The organism is Denitrificimonas caeni, from assembly GCF_027498055.1.
In the GTDB taxonomy this organism is placed as follows: Bacteria; Pseudomonadota; Gammaproteobacteria; order Pseudomonadales; family Pseudomonadaceae; genus Denitrificimonas.
Genome location: NZ_CP114976.1, coordinates 835,001 through 851,869 on the forward strand (window position 1 = coordinate 835,001; position 16,869 = coordinate 851,869).

General features: G+C 49.5%; 11 protein-coding genes and 2 rRNA genes (1 of these 13 running past the window's edge). 7 read left to right on the forward strand and 6 right to left on the reverse strand.

What is annotated here, in order from left to right; translation table 11 throughout:
• The 5 genes from O6P33_RS04010 to O6P33_RS04030 form a co-directional block, all read left to right on the forward strand.
• Positions 1–2,462: ribosomal RNA gene (locus O6P33_RS04010) — 23S ribosomal RNA — on the forward strand; it begins 431 nt to the left of the window's first position.
• A gap of 132 nt (positions 2,463–2,594) precedes the next feature.
• Positions 2,595–2,710, forward strand: a 5S ribosomal RNA gene (rrf, locus tag O6P33_RS04015).
• Positions 2,711–3,449: 739 nt separating this feature from the next.
• A complete protein-coding gene (locus tag O6P33_RS04020; RefSeq protein WP_269818957.1) occupies positions 3,450–4,448 on the forward strand; it encodes a class I SAM-dependent methyltransferase in 999 nt (332 codons plus the stop codon).
• Positions 4,449–4,492: 44 nt separating this feature from the next.
• Complete coding sequence (gene trxA, locus O6P33_RS04025) at positions 4,493–5,365, forward strand: thioredoxin (protein WP_269818958.1); 873 nt, start codon at positions 4,493–4,495, stop codon at positions 5,363–5,365.
• 31 nt (positions 5,366–5,396) lie between these two features.
• Positions 5,397–6,752: an MATE family efflux transporter gene (locus O6P33_RS04030; protein ID WP_269818959.1), complete on the forward strand. Its 1,356-nt coding sequence runs from the start codon at positions 5,397–5,399 to the stop codon at positions 6,750–6,752.
• Here O6P33_RS04030 and lnt read toward each other — a convergent pair.
• From lnt to O6P33_RS04060, 6 genes are all read right to left on the reverse strand, one after another.
• Positions 6,740–8,254: an apolipoprotein N-acyltransferase gene (lnt, locus tag O6P33_RS04035; RefSeq protein WP_269818960.1), complete on the reverse strand. Its 1,515-nt coding sequence runs from the start codon at positions 8,252–8,254 to the stop codon at positions 6,740–6,742. The genes O6P33_RS04030 and lnt overlap by 13 nt on opposite strands.
• 64 nt (positions 8,255–8,318) lie before the next feature.
• Positions 8,319–9,164 carry an HlyC/CorC family transporter gene (locus tag O6P33_RS04040; protein ID WP_269818961.1) on the reverse strand — a complete coding sequence of 282 codons (846 nt, stop codon included), beginning with the start codon at positions 9,162–9,164 and terminating at the stop codon, positions 8,319–8,321.
• Positions 9,161–9,640: an rRNA maturation RNase YbeY gene (gene ybeY / locus O6P33_RS04045; protein WP_269818962.1), complete on the reverse strand. Its 480-nt coding sequence runs from the start codon at positions 9,638–9,640 to the stop codon at positions 9,161–9,163. Before ybeY ends, O6P33_RS04040 begins: the two co-directional genes overlap by 4 nt.
• Positions 9,637–10,638: a PhoH family protein gene (locus O6P33_RS04050; protein WP_269818963.1), complete on the reverse strand. Its 1,002-nt coding sequence runs from the start codon at positions 10,636–10,638 to the stop codon at positions 9,637–9,639. Before O6P33_RS04050 ends, ybeY begins: the two co-directional genes overlap by 4 nt.
• Before the next feature lie 151 nt (positions 10,639–10,789).
• Complete coding sequence (gene hemH / locus O6P33_RS04055) at positions 10,790–11,809, reverse strand: ferrochelatase (protein ID WP_269818964.1); 1,020 nt, start codon at positions 11,807–11,809, stop codon at positions 10,790–10,792.
• Between the two features lie 103 nt (positions 11,810–11,912).
• Positions 11,913–12,569 carry a TetR/AcrR family transcriptional regulator gene (locus O6P33_RS04060; protein WP_269818965.1) on the reverse strand — a complete coding sequence of 219 codons (657 nt, stop codon included), beginning with the start codon at positions 12,567–12,569 and terminating at the stop codon, positions 11,913–11,915.
• A 90-nt stretch (positions 12,570–12,659) separates the two neighbouring features.
• Here O6P33_RS04060 and O6P33_RS04065 point away from each other — a divergent pair, with 90 nt between their 5' ends.
• A complete protein-coding gene (locus O6P33_RS04065) occupies positions 12,660–13,760 on the forward strand; it encodes an efflux RND transporter periplasmic adaptor subunit (protein ID WP_269818966.1) in 1,101 nt (366 codons plus the stop codon).
• Between the two features lie 5 nt (positions 13,761–13,765).
• The gene (locus tag O6P33_RS04070; protein WP_269818967.1) at positions 13,766–16,831 is read left to right on the forward strand and encodes an efflux RND transporter permease subunit; all 3,066 of its coding nucleotides are present in this window, start codon (positions 13,766–13,768) and stop codon (positions 16,829–16,831) included.
• The last annotated feature ends 38 nt before the right edge of the window (positions 16,832–16,869 follow it).

Genomic DNA, 16,869 nt, shown 5'->3' on the forward strand with positions numbered 1-16,869 from the left:
TGACCGATAGTGAACCAGTACCGTGAGGGAAAGGCGAAAAGAACCCCGGAGAGGGGAGTGAAATAGAACCTGAAACCGTATGCGTACAAGCAGTGGGAGCCTATTTTGTTAGGTGACTGCGTACCTTTTGTATAATGGGTCAGCGACTTATTTTTAGTGGCAAGCTTAACCGAATAGGGGAGGCGTAGCGAAAGCGAGTCTTAATAGGGCGACAGTCGCTAGGAATAGACCCGAAACCGGGCGATCTATCCATGAGCAGGTTGAAGGTTAGGTAACACTGACTGGAGGACCGAACCCACTAATGTTGAAAAATTAGGGGATGACTTGTGGATCGGAGTGAAAGGCTAATCAAGCCCGGAGATAGCTGGTTCTCCTCGAAAGCTATTTAGGTAGCGCCTCGTGTATCACTGCTGGGGGTAGAGCACTGTTTTGGCTAGGGGGTCATCCCGACTTACCAACCCAATGCAAACTCCGAATACCAGCAAGTGCAAGCACGGGAGACACACGGCGGGTGCTAACGTCCGTCGTGGAAAGGGAAACAACCCAGACCGTCAGCTAAGGTCCCAAAGTTATGGTTAAGTGGGAAACGATGTGGGAAGGCTTAGACAGCTAGGAGGTTGGCTTAGAAGCAGCCACCCTTTAAAGAAAGCGTAATAGCTCACTAGTCGAGTCGGCCTGCGCGGAAGATGTAACGGGGCTCAAACCATACACCGAAGCTACGGACATGTTCTTTGAACATGTGGTAGAGGAGCGTTGTGTAAGCCGTTGAAGGTGAATCGGGAGGTTTGCTGGAGGTATCACAAGTGCGAATGCTGACATGAGTAACGATAATGAGTGTGAAAAACACTCACGCCGAAAGACCAAGGTTTCCTGCGCAACGTTAATCGACGCAGGGTGAGTCGGCCCCTAAGGTGAGACCGAAAGGTGTAATCGATGGGAAACAGGTTAATATTCCTGTACTTCTAACTATTGCGATGGAGAGACGGAGAAGGCTAGGCCATCAGGGCGTTGGTTGTCCCTGTTTAAGGTGGTAGGCAGAGATCTTAGGTAAATCCGGGATCTTATTAATGCCGAGAACTGATGACGAGCGTTCTTTAGAATGCGAAGTGGTTGATGCCATGCTTCCAAGAAAATCTTCTAAGCTTCAGATAGTTAGGAACCGTACCCCAAACCGACACAGGTGGTTGGGTAGAGAATACCAAGGCGCTTGAGAGAACTCTGGTGAAGGAACTAGGCAAAATGGCACCGTAACTTCGGGAGAAGGTGCGCTGGTGAGGGTGAAGTATTTACTACGTAAGCCTTTGCTAGTCGAAGATACCAGGCCGCTGCGACTGTTTATTAAAAACACAGGACTCTGCAAACACGAAAGTGGACGTATAGGGTCTGACGCCTGCCCGGTGCTGGAAGGTTAATTGATGGGGTTAGCGTAAGCGAAGCTCTTGATCGAAGCCCCAGTAAACGGCGGCCGTAACTATAACGGTCCTAAGGTAGCGAAATTCCTTGTCGGGTAAGTTCCGACCTGCACGAATGGCGTAACGATGGCGGCGCTGTCTCCACCAGAGACTCAGTGAAATTGAAATCGCTGTGAAGATGCAGTGTATCCGCGGCAAGACGGAAAGACCCCGTGAACCTTTACTATAGCTTTGCACTGGACTTTGAAGTTGTTTGTGTAGGATAGGTGGGAGGCTTTGAAACTGTGACGCTAGTTGCAGTGGAGCCAACCTTGAAATACCACCCTGGCAACTTTGAGGTTCTAACTCAGGTCCGTTATCCGGATCGAGGACAGTGTATGGTGGGTAGTTTGACTGGGGCGGTCTCCTCCTAAAGAGTAACGGAGGAGTACGAAGGTGCGCTCAGGCCGGTCGGAAATCGGTCGTAGAGTATAAAGGCAAAAGCGCGCTTAACTGCGAGACCAACAAGTCGAGCAGGTACGAAAGTAGGTCTTAGTGATCCGGTGGTTCTGTATGGAAGGGCCATCGCTCAACGGATAAAAGGTACTCCGGGGATAACAGGCTGATACCGCCCAAGAGTTCATATCGACGGCGGTGTTTGGCACCTCGATGTCGGCTCATCACATCCTGGGGCTGAAGCCGGTCCCAAGGGTATGGCTGTTCGCCATTTAAAGTGGTACGCGAGCTGGGTTTAGAACGTCGTGAGACAGTTCGGTCCCTATCTGTCGTGGACGTTTGAGATTTGAGAGGGGCTGCTCCTAGTACGAGAGGACCGGAGTGGACGAACCTCTGGTGTTCCGGTTGTCACGCCAGTGGCATTGCCGGGTAGCTATGTTCGGAAGGGATAACCGCTGAAAGCATCTAAGCGGGAAGCCTGCCTCAAGATGAGATCTCACTAGAGCTTTAAGCTCTCTAAAGGGCCCTTGAAGACTACAAGGTTGATAGGTTGGGTGTGTAAGTGCTGTGAGGCATTGAGCTAACCAATACTAATTGCCCGTGAGGCTTGACCATATAACACCCAAACAATTTGGGAAGACGAATTGTGATCCGAAAGTTCGCAAAACGCACAAATTATGCTACTATCACAAACCTAATTCGAGGTAACGAAGCACTCTAAGTGCTACGCGACTTCAAAAAGAATTGCTTGACGAACATAGAGCATTGGAACCACCTGATCCCATCCCGAACTCAGAAGTGAAACGATGCATCGCCGATGGTAGTGTGGGGTCTCCCCATGTGAGAGTAGGTCACTGTCAAGCTTGAACAGTAAAACCCCAGATCAGCAATGGTCTGGGGTTTTTTTATGCCTAAAGAAAATAGACTCCAGTCTGGCGCAATAAGCCAGCCCAGCCCCGTATGAGTGGGCCATGCCAGCGGCAGCCTTGAGCTTTAAAGATCCTTCCGCGCGAGCAGACACCGGTAATGAATAATGAGTAATGCATAAGGTCTGCGGCTTGCAGGGGCGTTCATTGATTGGATTGCTAGCGCGGAGCATGCCGCACTGCGCTGCAACTGTTCTCCCGTCGACGAACCCATCCAGGGTTCAACGTCGGCGCTACGTCATCCCTGGCTCCGCTCGTCACAGCCACTGCGCAGTGCTCATTGATCTGCGGCGCTGTCTGCTAGATAGTAAGTGCGTGTGTTCGTGTATCACTAAGAGTTTATTATCAGTTTTAGTGAGTTGGTTTGCCGGTGGCTACAGTTGCAGGCTGATTAAGCCGTGGCTCTAAAAGCCTGCATTGTAATATTCTCAAAAATCAGAATGCTTTGAATGAAACTTGCATAAATAGAGCAGGCAACACAAAAGATTAACGAGTATCTCCCTTGTGCAGCGGCAAGCGCAGCCAAGGATGGCGAGGCGCCCGAATCGAGTCTGGACGGCTTGTTGAGGGCAAAGCAGCATAAGAGTGGTACGGTGTGCGTGTTTCTCTCCATGGCTCTCCTGCATAAAATCTAGATTTACTGCTAAAATGGCTGCCTATTCTAAGGTGGTTAGTTATGGATCCAAGAAGTCAGGTTTTGCTGCGCAATATTGAACTGCTGCAAGGGAAGGTTGTATTAGCTGGCTTGCCTGCTGATGAGTTGCTGGCAGAGCTACCTAACGCGCAGGGTTGGAGCTGGCATGCGGGCGAGTATGAGTATTTGAGTCAGCGTTTTGCTGAACGCTGTACTTTTTCTACTCAGTTGTCTGGAGAGCAATACTCTGCAGCGGTATTATTTTTACCCAAGTCACGGGAGCTAACCGAATACTTATTACATGAGTTAGCGGCAAAGCTTGCTGGCAGTACAGTTTTTTTAGTCGGTGAGAAACGTGCAGGTTCAGAACGAGCAGCTAAACAGCTCGCTGCTTTTGGCCGCACCAGCAAAGTGGATAGTGCTAGGCACTGTCAGCTGTGGCGCTGTGAAGTCGCTGCTAAACCAGAGCAGCCAAATTTAAATGCGGCAAGTAAAGAGTTCATAGTTAGCTCAGGTGAGTTGTCGGTTGCTGTGCATACGGTGCCTGGTGTGTTCAGTCATGGGCGTCTTGACTTAGGCACTCAGCTGCTCTTGGAGTGTCTAGCTGGATTGCCTGCAGGGCAATACCTGGACTTTGGTTGTGGTGCTGGTGTGGTAGGCTCTTTCTTGAAAAAAACCTACCCAGATGCGCAAATCACTCTGCTGGATGTGGATGCTTTTGCGATTCACAGTAGCAAGCTCACTTTAGCAGCCAATCAACTCGAAGCTGTAACTCTTGCAGGTGATGGTATTCATGCTGCACCTAAGCAACTTACTGCGATTGTAAGCAATCCTCCCTTTCATCAAGGGGTGCATACGCAGTATGAAACCACAGAAACAATGTTGCGTGAGGCGGCTATACACCTGCAACCCGGTGGTGAGTTGCGTATCGTAGCCAATAGCTTTTTAAAATACCCGCCTTTGATCGAAAAACACCTAGGGCCATGCAGTGTATTGGCCGAACGCGATGGTTTTAAAGTCTATCGTGCGGTGCGTAATTAACTGATTGCCCCTATATGTATGACTCAATTTTAAAAGGACATAACGTGACTGAGAACGCTTTTGTATTCGATGTGGCAGGTGCTGAACAATTTGAGCAGCTTGTGGTGCAAAACTCATTGCATAAGCCCGTATTAGTCGACTTCTGGGCGCAGTGGTGTGCGCCTTGTAAAGTACTGATGCCTTTGTTAGAGAAGATTACCGCTAGCTATGCGGGTGAGTTGTTGTTGGCGAAGGTGGACTGTGATGTTGAGCAAGAGATTGTTGCTCGTTTAGGCGTGCAAAGCCTGCCCACTGTGGTCTTGTTTAAGGATGGTAAACCGCTGGATGGTTTCACTGGAGCGCAAAGTGAAGCAGATATTCGTAGCATGCTGGCCAAGCATGTGGCTGAGCCAGCAGCAGTAGAAGAAGATCCGGTGCTGGCTGCGCAAAGTCTTTTTGATAATGATGAGTTTGCCAAGGCTGAAGCATTACTCAAAGAGTTGTTGTCGGGTGATGATCAACAGCCAGCAGCATTACTACTGTACGCTCGCTGTCTGCTGGAGCGCGGGGCTTTAGCAGATGCTGAGGCTGTGATTAACTCCGTAACAGATGAAGCACACAGGCATGCTGTGGCTTCGGTGCGAGCACAGCTAACTTTTTTACGTCAAGCTGCTGAACTGCCTGATATGGCGGATTTAAAAACTCGCTTAGCTAAAGACGGCAATGATGATGAGGCCCTACTGCAACTGAGTGTTCAGCAGTTGGCTCGACAGAATTATGAGCCTGCGCTGGATAATTTATTGCAGCTTTTTATCCGTAATCGCGACTTTGCTGAAGGTGCAGCACATAAAGCGCTACTGCAAGTGTTTGAGTTGCTGGGTACTGAGCATCCACTGGTAACGCTTTATCGCCGCCGCTTATATCAGGCTTTGTATTGATTAGCTTTAGCCCCGTGTTGGTGTTTTAAGTATGCAGCGCTTTTATGCGATGCTGGTAGATGCCTGGCAGCATGCGGGTACGCGTCAGCGTTTATTTGCCCTCGCGGTACCGATGATTCTCAGTAATTTATCGGTGCCGTTAGTAGCATTAGTCGATAGTGCTGTGATTGGACGTTTGCCCCATGCCTATCAATTGGGTGCTGTTGCAGTCGGCGGCAGTATTTACACCATGTTGGTCTGGACCTGTGGTTTTTTGCGCATGGGCGTCACAGGCTTTGCCGCACAGGCAACGGGACGCAATGACGGCCAAGCATTACGCTATGTATTATTGCAAAGCTTGCTGCTGGTGGTGGTTCTAACTGCGCTATGTGTGGCTATTATTTTACCTTTATTGCCGCAGATTTTAGTCTGGATGGATACTTCTGGGGACTTGCAGGCTTTAGCTCAGCAATATGTCTTAATTCGTTTATACGGTTTACCAGCAGCCTTGCTAATGCATGTTTTAGCCGGTTGGCTGTTAGGTTTGCAAAATGCACGTGCTGCGCTGTGGATGTTGCTTCTGGCGAACTCGATTAATATTGTTTTAGATATTTACTTTGTCTTTGGGTTGCAGTGGGAAATTGCTGGGGCAGCAAGAGCTTCGGTGATCGCTGAGTGGTCAGGAGCTGTGTTGGGGTTGCTGTTGGCTTGGCGCTATGTGGATAAAGGACCTTTACTGAATTTCTGGCGACACTTATTTGCTTGGCAGAATTGGCGGCCTTTGTTGGCGGTTAACCGCGATATTTTAATTCGAAGTCTGGCTTTGCAGACGGTGTTTTTTAGTGTGACTTTCCAAGGGGCGCGCTTAGGTGACAATACCGTCGCAACCAATGCTTTATTGCTCAATGGCTTGCTCATTTGCTCGTATGCTTTAGATGGGTTGGCGTATGCTTTGGAGGCGCTAACCGGACATGCGCTGGGGCAGCAAGATCGTCGAGCCCTGCAGCGCGCGCTCTGCTTAGTAAGTATGTATTCATTGCTGGCGAGCAGTGTGTTTGCGTTATTGTTTTGGTGGTTTGGCGATGCTTTTATTGCTTTGCAAACCAACATTGTCAGTGTGCAAGAAGCCGCCTCAGGCTATCTGGTTTATCTGGCTCTATTGCCGCTGATTACCGTCTGGAGTTATGTGCTGGACGGGCTTTTTATTGGCGCAACCCGCGCACGGGAAATGCGCAACTCCATGCTATTGGCGGTAATGGTTTGCGCACCGCTAGCTTGGCTCTTACAAGGCCTGGGTAATCATGGCTTATGGATTGCCTTCTTATTGTTTATGGCGCTACGTGCAGTATTCTTAGGCTTTAGCGCTAGGCATTTGCCCAGCTGGTTTGTTCCGACTCAAACAGGTTGAAGTTTGCGTTGTAATACCGCAGGGATTAAACATAAGAAACACAGCAGTACTAAGGGCCAAGACTGCCACTGCAGATATGGGGTCAGCCCTTGCATGGGCACCACTGAACCGCGTAGCACTGCTTGCTGGAACTGCGGTACAGTAGCGGTGATTTTACCCTTTGGATCAATTAGCGCGCTAACGCCGTTATTAGTTGCACGAATCATCCAGCGGCCTGCTTCTAGAGCGCGCATTTGGGCCATCTGTAAGTGCTGCATTGGCCCAATGGAGGTGCCAAACCAGGTGTCATTGCTGATGGTTAAAAGAATGTCACTTTGTGCGGCCAATTCTGTGGCAAATTCTGGGTAGACCACTTCATAGCAAATATAGGGTGCAATCTTGTAGCCCTTAGCGCTCAACGGTGCTTGCTGGCTAGGGCCGCGAGCAAAGTCTGACATAGGTAAATCAAAAAAGGCAATAAGGCCGCGGAGCATGTCTTGCAATGGTACATACTCACCAAAGGGAACCAGTTTTTGCTTGCGGTATTCTCCGTTGCTATCACCCAGTGTGGTCATAGCGTTGTAATAGCGTAAGTCACCTTTTTCATCATTTTGCCGTAAAGGTAAACCGGTAATTAATGCGGAGTCCTGTCGGCTAATAATACGATCCATGCTGTTGAGATAGCCTTGGGCTTGATCTTTTAAGATGGGTACAGCTGTTTCCGGCCAGATAATCAAATCGCTTGGTGCCGCATTTAATGTGAGTGATTGATACAGCAGCAGTTGGGCCTCAATTTGTGCAGGATCCCATTTCAGATTCTGCTCGATATTGCCTTGAATCGCGGTAACGCTTAAAGGCTCTCCGGAAGGTTGTGTCCAGGCTTGCTCTTGCAGCCCTAGACCTAAGCACCAAATGGCAATGAGTAGCGCGCTTGTGCCGAGTCGATGCCATAGGTTTTTGCTTTGATAGAGGCTGACCAGTAGTGCGCTGGTTAATGCTAAGGCGAACGATATCAGCCAAACCCCGCCTAGCGGAGCAAGACCTGCGAGCGGGCCATCAAGCTGGCTGTAACCAATATAGAGCCAAGGAAAACCGGTTAAGAACCATCCGCGAAAAGCCTCAATGCCAACCCAGAGGGCGGCAAACGCAAAGGCGTCGCTTATGGAGGCTGAGTTTTGTCGGAAAAAGCGCGCCCACAACCAACCCAGTAGGGCTAAAAACAAGGCCAATCCGGCAACAAACAACACCGTTAATAAAGCCGCTAAAGGTACAGGTGCTGCACCATAATCATGGATGCTGACATAGACCCAGCTGGTGCCGCTGGCAAACATGCCCAGACCAAACCACCAGCCCCGCACAGCCGCTTGGCGCGGTTTAAGTTTGCTTAAACCGAGGTACAGCACAATGCAGGCGACAAATGTTAGCGGCCACAGGTCAAACGGCGCTAAAGTCAGGGTGATTAGAGCACCAGCAATTAGAGTTAAGCTATTGCCGATCCAACCGCTACGTGTCAGCCATTGCATGGAAGTCTTCCTGAGATTTGGCAGCAAGCGGCATGCGCGAGGTCAGCGCATTAAGCCGCTTTGCTTAAGTTTTTTTATTGAGAGGGGTGATACGCAGTAGGTGTAGGCGTCGACTGTCAGAGTTAAGCACGCGAAAACGCATGTGATCAATTTCAATGGTTTCATTGCGCTTAGGTAAATGACCAAAGGCGCTCATGACTACGCCCGCGATGGTGTCAAACTCATCTTCCGAGAAGCCACTATCGAAAAACTCATTAAAATCATCCACAGGGGTGAGTGCTTTAACAATAAAGTCACCGGTCGGCAGAGGACGGATATAACTGTCTTCTTCCACGTCATGTTCGTCTTCAATGTCGCCGACTATTTGTTCTAGAACATCTTCAATGGTAACGAGGCCAGCAACCCCACCGTATTCATCGATCACCACCGCCATGTGATTGTGGTTGGCACGAAACTCTTTGAGTAGCACGTTGAGGCGCTTGGATTCTGGTACAAAGTTGCACGGGCGCAATAAAGTGCGTAAATCAAAATTGCTGTTATCTTTCTTCAGAATCAGCGGCAGTAAGTCTTTCGCCAGTAGAATACCTAACACTTCATCATTGTTTTCGCCCACTACGGGGTAACGCGAGTGTGCGGCATCAATAATGGATGGCAAAAACTCTTCAGGTGACTGACAGGCTTTGATGCTAATCATTTGTGAACGCGGAATCATAATATCGCGCACTTGTAAGTCAGCGATTTGAATCGCACCTTCAACAATAGCCAGAGCATCATTATCGAGTAGCTTATTGCGGTTCGCTTCGCGAAGCAGTTCGAACAATTCTTTGCGAGTTTTAGGTTCTTGGGCAAAAGCTTGGGTAAATTTATCCAGCCAAGACTTGTGCCCGTTGCTAGAATTATCTTCACTCATGATGGTATTGGGTCCGTGTATTGATTATCGCGATAAGGGTCGGGGTAGCCGATTTCAGCTAGAAGTTGACGCTCTAAACTTTCCATTTCTTCCGCTTCCTCGTCATCTATATGGTCATAGCCGAGCAAATGCAAGCAGCCATGTATGACTAAGTGCGCCCAGTGGGCTGTCAGCGCTTTGTTTTGCTCGGTGGCTTCTTGCTCTACTACAGGCACACAAATGACTAAATCTCCCAGCAATGGGATATCTAAAATGCCGTCAGGTATATCTGCGGGGAAAGATAGGACATTGGTGGGGTAGTCCTTGCCGCGCCAAGTTGAGTTCAGCGCTAATCCTTCTTCAGCATCCACTAAGCGGATAGTCAGCTCGGAAGGGGTGTTGCGCTGACGCAAAGCTAAATTGCACCAAGCACGGACATCAGCTTCGCTTGGTAAGCAGCTGGCGCAGCTAGCAATTTGTAAATCAAGCTCAATCAAGGCTGTGGCTCTCTCGCTGTATCAGTGTTTTTGGCAGCGTCATGGCTGGCATAGGCTTCAACAATACGTTGTACCAAGGGGTGACGTACGACATCACTGGATTGGAAAAAAGTAAAACCAATGCCAGGTACATCTTGCAGCACTTTGCTGACATGAATCAGGCCAGACTGTGTGCCGCGGGGTAAGTCGACTTGAGTGATGTCACCGGTAATCACCGCAGTTGAGCCAAAACCAATACGGGTAAGGAACATTTTCATTTGTTCAATGGTGGTGTTTTGGCTTTCATCTAAAATGATAAAGCTGTTACTGAGCGTACGACCGCGCATATAGGCCAGCGGAGCAACTTCAATAACCTGCTTCTCGATTAAGCGAGTGACATGCTCAAAGCCAAGCATTTCATATAAGGCATCGTAGAGCGGGCGCAAATAAGGGTCGATTTTTTGTGATAAATCACCGGGTAAGAAGCCCAGCTTTTCACCCGCTTCCACCGCTGGGCGCACCAGTAAAATACGTTGTACTAACTCACGCTCTAAAGCATCAACTGCACATGCTACTGCCAGAAAAGTCTTACCGGTACCGGCAGGACCTACTCCAAAGTTAATGTCATGGGCCAGAATAGACTTAACGTAGTTTTGTTGGTTCTCACCACGGGGCCGGATCGCGCCTTTACGGGTGCGCAAGCTGACCGTGTGTTGACGTGCCGCAGGTGGGCTCGATAGCTCTTGCATGCTTGATTCTTGTAGGAACAAGTGCACAGTCTCTGGGGTTAAATCAGAGTGTTTGGTTTCACGATAGAGACGGCGCAGCAGTTGTTCAGCGGTGCGGGTCTGCTCACGTGGACCCAGTAGCTCAAACTGTTCTGCGCGGTTACGTATGGTGATATTTAACCGTTGCTCGATTAAACGTAAGTGCTCGTCATACTGGCCACACAAGTTAGCAAAGCGTGCAGCAGCAAAAGAATCGAGAGTAAAGCGATGGATATCAGTTGAGGTGTTCAAGAGTTTGAAATGTGCCTATTTAACAATTTAAGGGTCTAGGATACCGCTGCAAATGCAAAGCGGGAAGAGTTAAAAATGCAGAAATTCATTTGTGGCCTAAAGACGGCCGCAAACTGGCCGTCTGGTTATCGCTACTGGCGTTTTTAGACAATTAGTTGGCTGCGCTTTCACAGATTCCTGTAAGAGCCTGAGCCCAGTGTTCTTGCGCATTTAAGCAGGGAATCAGGACCAGCTCTTCGCCGCCAGCAGCAAGAAATTCAGCACGACCCTCGATGCCTAGCTCTTCTAAAGTTTCGATACAATCTGCAACAAATGCTGGTGACATAACTAGTAGTTTTTTCACGCCACGTGCGGCGAGCTCTTCTAGGGTGGCATCGGTATAGGGCTCAATCCATTTGTTGCGGCCTAAACGAGACTGGAACGCCACTGACCATTGCTCGGGTTTTAAACCTGCTGCTTGCGCAAAGAGCTCAGCACTACGCATGCATTGTGCGCGGTAGCAGGTATCGAGCACTGCTTGGCTGGCTGTGGCACAGCATGACTTATCGCTTAGGCAATGTGAGCCTGTTGGATCCAGTTTTTTCAGGTGGCTTTCCGGTAAACCATGGAAACTCAATAGCAGGTGGTCAAAGTCTTGCTGTAACTCAGTTTCAGCGCTTTTGGCGAGGGCATCAATGTAGCGTGGGTCAGCGTAGAAAGGCGCAACGATATTGAGCTTGATCGCCAGTTTATGCTGGGCAATGCATTGTTGTGCTTCTTTGATCGCGGTGGTGGTGGTGCTATCGGCAAACTGCGGGTACAGCGGGGCAAAGGTTACGGTTTTAACGCCTTGCTGAGCCAGTTCTTGTAAGCGAGTGCTAATTGAAGGTTCGCCATAGCGCATGGCTAAACTTGTGGGGCCGTGGGGCCATAGAGGGCGCACAGCCTCGGTGAGTTGCTCGCTAATTACCACTAAAGGAGAGCCTTCTGGCCACCAGATGGAAGCATAGGCTTCAGCGGACTTAGCGGGGCGCGTGACTAAAATGATACCCACTAATAAACGCCGTAACGGCCATGGGATATCGATGACATAGGGGTCCATCAAAAACTGGTTTAAATAACTGCGCACATCGCTAACTGAAGTTGAGCGTGGAGAACCAAGATTCGCAAGCAGTAAGGCGTGATCAGACATAGTATGCATCCAGTTTAAGTAAGACGAGGGGCAGCATTGTAAGGGGTTACGGCTAAAAAAGAACCCTTAACCCAGCTGCTTTAAGTGCGGCAGGGTGAGATTGCTAGTCACTCTGTGGCGGTTCAGGGCGGTATGCCTTAATAAAGAGGTCAATCACATCCTCAACTTGCTGGTGAACATGGGTCACTGCAGATTCCGCTTGATAGCCCACGAGCAGTTGTAAGTTGCGGGTGCCTTTGAGCAAAATAAAAAAATGCTCGGCGGCTTGCTTGCAGTCTTTGATCTCAAGTTGCTTGGCCTTATCTATGTTGCGCAGTAGTTGTTCCATCTTATTAATAATGCGCAGTGCGGTGGCCTCGTAAAAAAGGTGTGATAAAGCTGGGTTGCTTTGTGCGTGACTGATAATCAGTCGGTGCATCGCGAGAGACTCTGGGCTATCCACTAAGGCTTGAAAGCTGTGGCCGACCTCTAACAAACATTCACGTAAATTGTTTGGTGCTGCGTCTGTGGGGCTCATAAAGAGCTGGGTCAGCTGGGTTTCGCACTTGGCTTCAATCGCCGCGCAAAAAAGCGTTTCTTTATCGGTGAAGTGATTGTAAACAGTGAGCTTAGAGACGCCTGCTTCTTGGGCAATGGCGTCCATGCTGCTGCCTTCGTAACCATGGCGCAAAAACAAGACCTGTGCCGCATCCAAAATAGCAGCGCCTTTACTTAAGTTTTTCGGGCGGCCTGGGCCAGCCTTGGGTATTTGTTTAGGCATATAAAATAAATAGTGAACTGATGAGTATAGTATCTTACTATACTTGCTCGATCATGTATTCCAGCAGCTGTGCTCAAAGGTCCATTTACTATGTTGCAACGTATTGCTTATGTGTGTGTGTGTTTATCGCTGCTGGTGCTCAGTGCCTGTAGCAATGAAGAGCCTGTCGCCAGCGTGACGCGCCCAGTGATGGTGGTGCAGCCGCAGCCATCCAATGAAATAACGGTTACTTTTCCTGGTGAGGTACGCGCGCGCTTAGAGCCTGAGTTGGCGTTTCGCTTGGGTGGCAAAGTCATCGAACGTTTAGTGGATGTAGGGGCTAAGGTTAGTACTGATCAAGTTTTGGCTAAGTTAGATCCTGAGGATGTGCGCTTGCATTTGGAAGCGATGCAAGCGCAGGTTTCTGCCGCGCAAGCTAACCTAGATTTAGTTAGAGCTGAGCGTGATCGTTATAAAAAGTTATTAGACCGACAACTGTTGAGCCGCTCGCACTTTGATAACGCACAAAATCAATTCAAAAATGGTGAAGCGCGTTTACGACAAGCTCAAGCTGAGTTGGAAGCAGCGAAAAATCAAGCTGAATACACACAGTTGCGTGCTCCATATTATGGCGTATTGGCGCAAGCTCGAGTTGAGGCCGGGCAGGTAGTCGCTGCGGGACAAACTGTGTTTGTCTTGGCGGTAGATGGCGAGCGTGAGGTGGCGATTAATTTACCAGAGCATGCCATTGAGCACTTTCAAGTTGGCCAACCAGTAGAGGTTGAGTTGTGGTCGCAACCAGGCCGCCGCATCGCTGGTGAGATTCGTGAAATTGCTCCCGCCGCTGATTCTCGTTCGCGTACCTACGCAGCGCGAGTGGCTTTTCGTACCGCGACCATTGCCGCAGAGCTAGGGCAAAGCGCCAAGGTCTATATGCACTCTGAAGCACCGGTGCAATACATCGTGCCTTTATCCGCAGTCACTGCCGATGCTGATCAACCTTATGTCTGGGTGGTGGATCCGGCAACCTCAAAGTTGCAACGGCGTAATGTGCAGTTAGGTGCTTTTGGAAAAACCTATGTACCAATATTAGAAGGCTTACAGGGGGATGAGTGGGTCGTGGCAGCAGGTGTGCATCTTGTGCAAGAAGGACGTGAAGTGCGAGCTGTGGATCGTGCCAATCAACCTGTCTCATTCAGTGTTAAGGAGTAATGCAGGTGCGCTTTAATCTTTCTGCATGGGCCCTTAAAAACCGCCCGTTAGTGTTATTTAGTATGGTGCTGTTAGCTATTATTGGCAGCATGTCCTACAGCACTTTAGGGCAAAGTGAAGACCCACCATTTACTTTTAAAGCCATGGTGATTAATACCGTGTGGCCTGGCGCAACTGCGGAAGAAGTGGCGCAGCAGGTTACTGAGCGCATTGAAAAGAAACTCATGGAAACTGGTGAGTTTGAAAAAGTTATTTCTTTTTCACGACCGGGGGAGTCGCAGGTTACTTTTGTTGCCCGAGATTCCTTAACTTCCAAACAAGTACCTGAACTCTGGTATCAGATACGCAAGAAAATCAGTGATATCAAACACACCTTGCCTCCTGGAGTGCAGGGCCCATTCTTTAACGATGAGTTTGGGACTACGTTTGGCAATATCTATGCGCTGACGGGAGAGGGCTTTGACTACGCAGTGCTGAAAGATTATGCCGATCGTGTGCAATTGCAGCTGCAACGGGTTAAAGATGTCGGCAAAGTAGACATATTAGGTTTGCAGGATGAAAAAATCTGGGTTGAGCTTTCTAATACTCGCCTAGCCAGCTTAGGTTTACCCTTACAGGCAGTGCAGCAAGCCCTGTCTGAGCAAAACAGTGTCTCAGCAACTGGTTTTATTGAGACTGAAACTGATCGAGTGCAGTTACGCGTCAGTGGCCGTTTTGACACTGTTGAAGAAATTCGAGAGTTCCCGATTCGTGTAGCTGAGCGTACTTTTCGCTTGGGTGATATCGCTGAAGTACGGCGTGGCTTTAATGACCCAGCCGCGCCCCGTGTGCGTTATATGGGCGATGATGCGTTAGCTATTGCGGTGGCTATGCGTGATGGCGGCGATATTTTAGTGCTGGGTAAAGCGCTCGAAGAAGAGTTTGCTAGGCTGCAAGATACCTTGCCGCTGGGTATGCAGTTGCGCAAGGTATCTGATCAACCTGCTGCGGTAAAAGAAAGTGTTGGTGAGTTTGTCCAGGTGCTGATTGAGGCGCTGGGCATCGTTTTGCTGGTGTGTTTTTTCTCGCTGGGTTTTCGTACCGGCTTGGTGGTGGCGCTGTCAATTCCGCTGGTGCTGGCGATGACCTTTGCTTTAATGAATTATTTTGGCATTGGCCTGCATAAAATCTCACTGGGAGCATTAGTGCTGGCGCTGGGGTTGATGGTGGATGACGCCATTATCGCCGTGGAAATGATGGCGATTAAAATGGAGCAGGGCATGGATCGCCTCAGTGCAGCAAGCTTTGCTTGGACCAGTACGGCTTTTCCCATGTTGACCGGCACCCTGATTACTGCAGCAGGCTTTTTACCGATTGCTACTGCGCAGTCCAGTGTGGGTGAGTACACCCGCTCTATTTTCCAAGTGGTTGGGATTGCCCTGATTGTGTCGTGGATTGCTGCGGTGGTTTTTGTGCCCTATTTGGGCGATAAACTGCTACCTGACTTAGCCAAGCTAAAAGCGGCAAAGCATGGTAGCAAGCACGGCGAGCATGACCCTTATGCCACTCCTTTATATCAGCGTATTCGTGCAGTGATTACTTGGTGCGTCAGTCATCGCAGTATTGTGATTGTGGTTACTGTGCTGCTGTTTGCCAGTTCTATTTTTGCATTTCGTTTTGTACCCAAGCAGTTTTTTGCTGACTCGAATCGCTTAGAGTTATTGCTGGATATTAAACTGGCGGAGGGCGCTTCACTTAAGGCCACACAAGCCAATGTGGAAAAAATTGAAAATCTGCTCAAGGATCGCCCAGGCATTGAAAATTATGTGGCTTATGTGGGCTCAGGTTCTCCGCGCTTTTACTTGCCACTGGATCAGCAGCTGCCGGCCACTAGTTTTGCCCAGTTTGTAATGATCACCGAAGGCTTGGCAGAGCGCGAAGAGGTACGGGCTTGGCTGATTGAAACCATGCAAGAGCAGTTTCCTGAGCTGCGCGCGCGCATTACCCGCTTAGAGAACGGCCCACCTGTGGGCTATCCAGTGCAGTTTCGGATCGTTGGCGAACACATTGCCGAGGTGCGCCAGTTGGCCCGCCAGACCGCTGCCGTGGTGCGCGAAAATCCCCATGTCAGCAATGTGCACTTGGATTGGGAAGAGCCGAGCAAAGTGGTGTATTTGCAGATCGATCAAGATCGTGCGCGGGCGCTGGGTGTGAGTACTGCGAGTGTTGCGCAGTTTTTGCGTGGCGCTTTGTCAGGCGCCAGTGTTGGCCAGTTTCGTGAAGGCAATGAGCTGATTGAAATACTGCAGCGCGGCACTTTAGATGACCGTGAGAACCTTGCCAGTCTTGGCAGCTTGGCAATCCCCACCGAGCACGGCACCAGTGTGTCTTTATCGCAAGTGGCCAACTTAGAATACGGCTTTGAAGAAGGTGTTATTTGGCATCGTAACCGTTTACCCAGTGTCACTGTGCGTGCCGATATCTACGGGTCACATCAGGCAGTTGATGTAGTGCAGGAAATCATGCCGCATTTACAGGTTGTGCGTGATGCCTTGCCGGCTGGCTACTTACTGGAAGTGGGCGGCACAGTGGAGGACTCAAGCCGTGGCCAGCGCTCAGTGATGGCTGGTGTGCCATTGTTCTTGCTGGTAGTGCTGTCTTTATTGATGATTCAGCTGCGCAGTTTCTCGCGTTCAGTATTAGTGCTGCTCACTGCGCCGCTTGGGTTAATTGGTGTGACGCTGTTTTTGTTAATCTTTAATCAACCGTTTGGTTTTGTCGCAATGCTGGGCACTATTGCATTATCAGGTATGATTATGCGCAACTCAGTGATCCTCTTGGATCAAATTGAGACAGATATAGGTTTTGGTCATACCCGTTGGCAAGCCGTGATTGATGCCACAGTGCGCCGTTTTCGGCCCATTACGTTAACTGCTTTAGCGGCCATTTTAGCGATGATTCCGTTGTCTCGGAGTGTGTTCTTTGGGCCTATGGCTGTTGCTATTATGGGGGGCTTAACGGTCGCCACGGTGCTGACTTTGTTATTCTTACCGGCGCTCTATGCCGCATGGTTTCGTGTGCGCAAAGAGTAAATTGTCGGCAAGTATCAGCTTTTTTCTGCCAATACTTG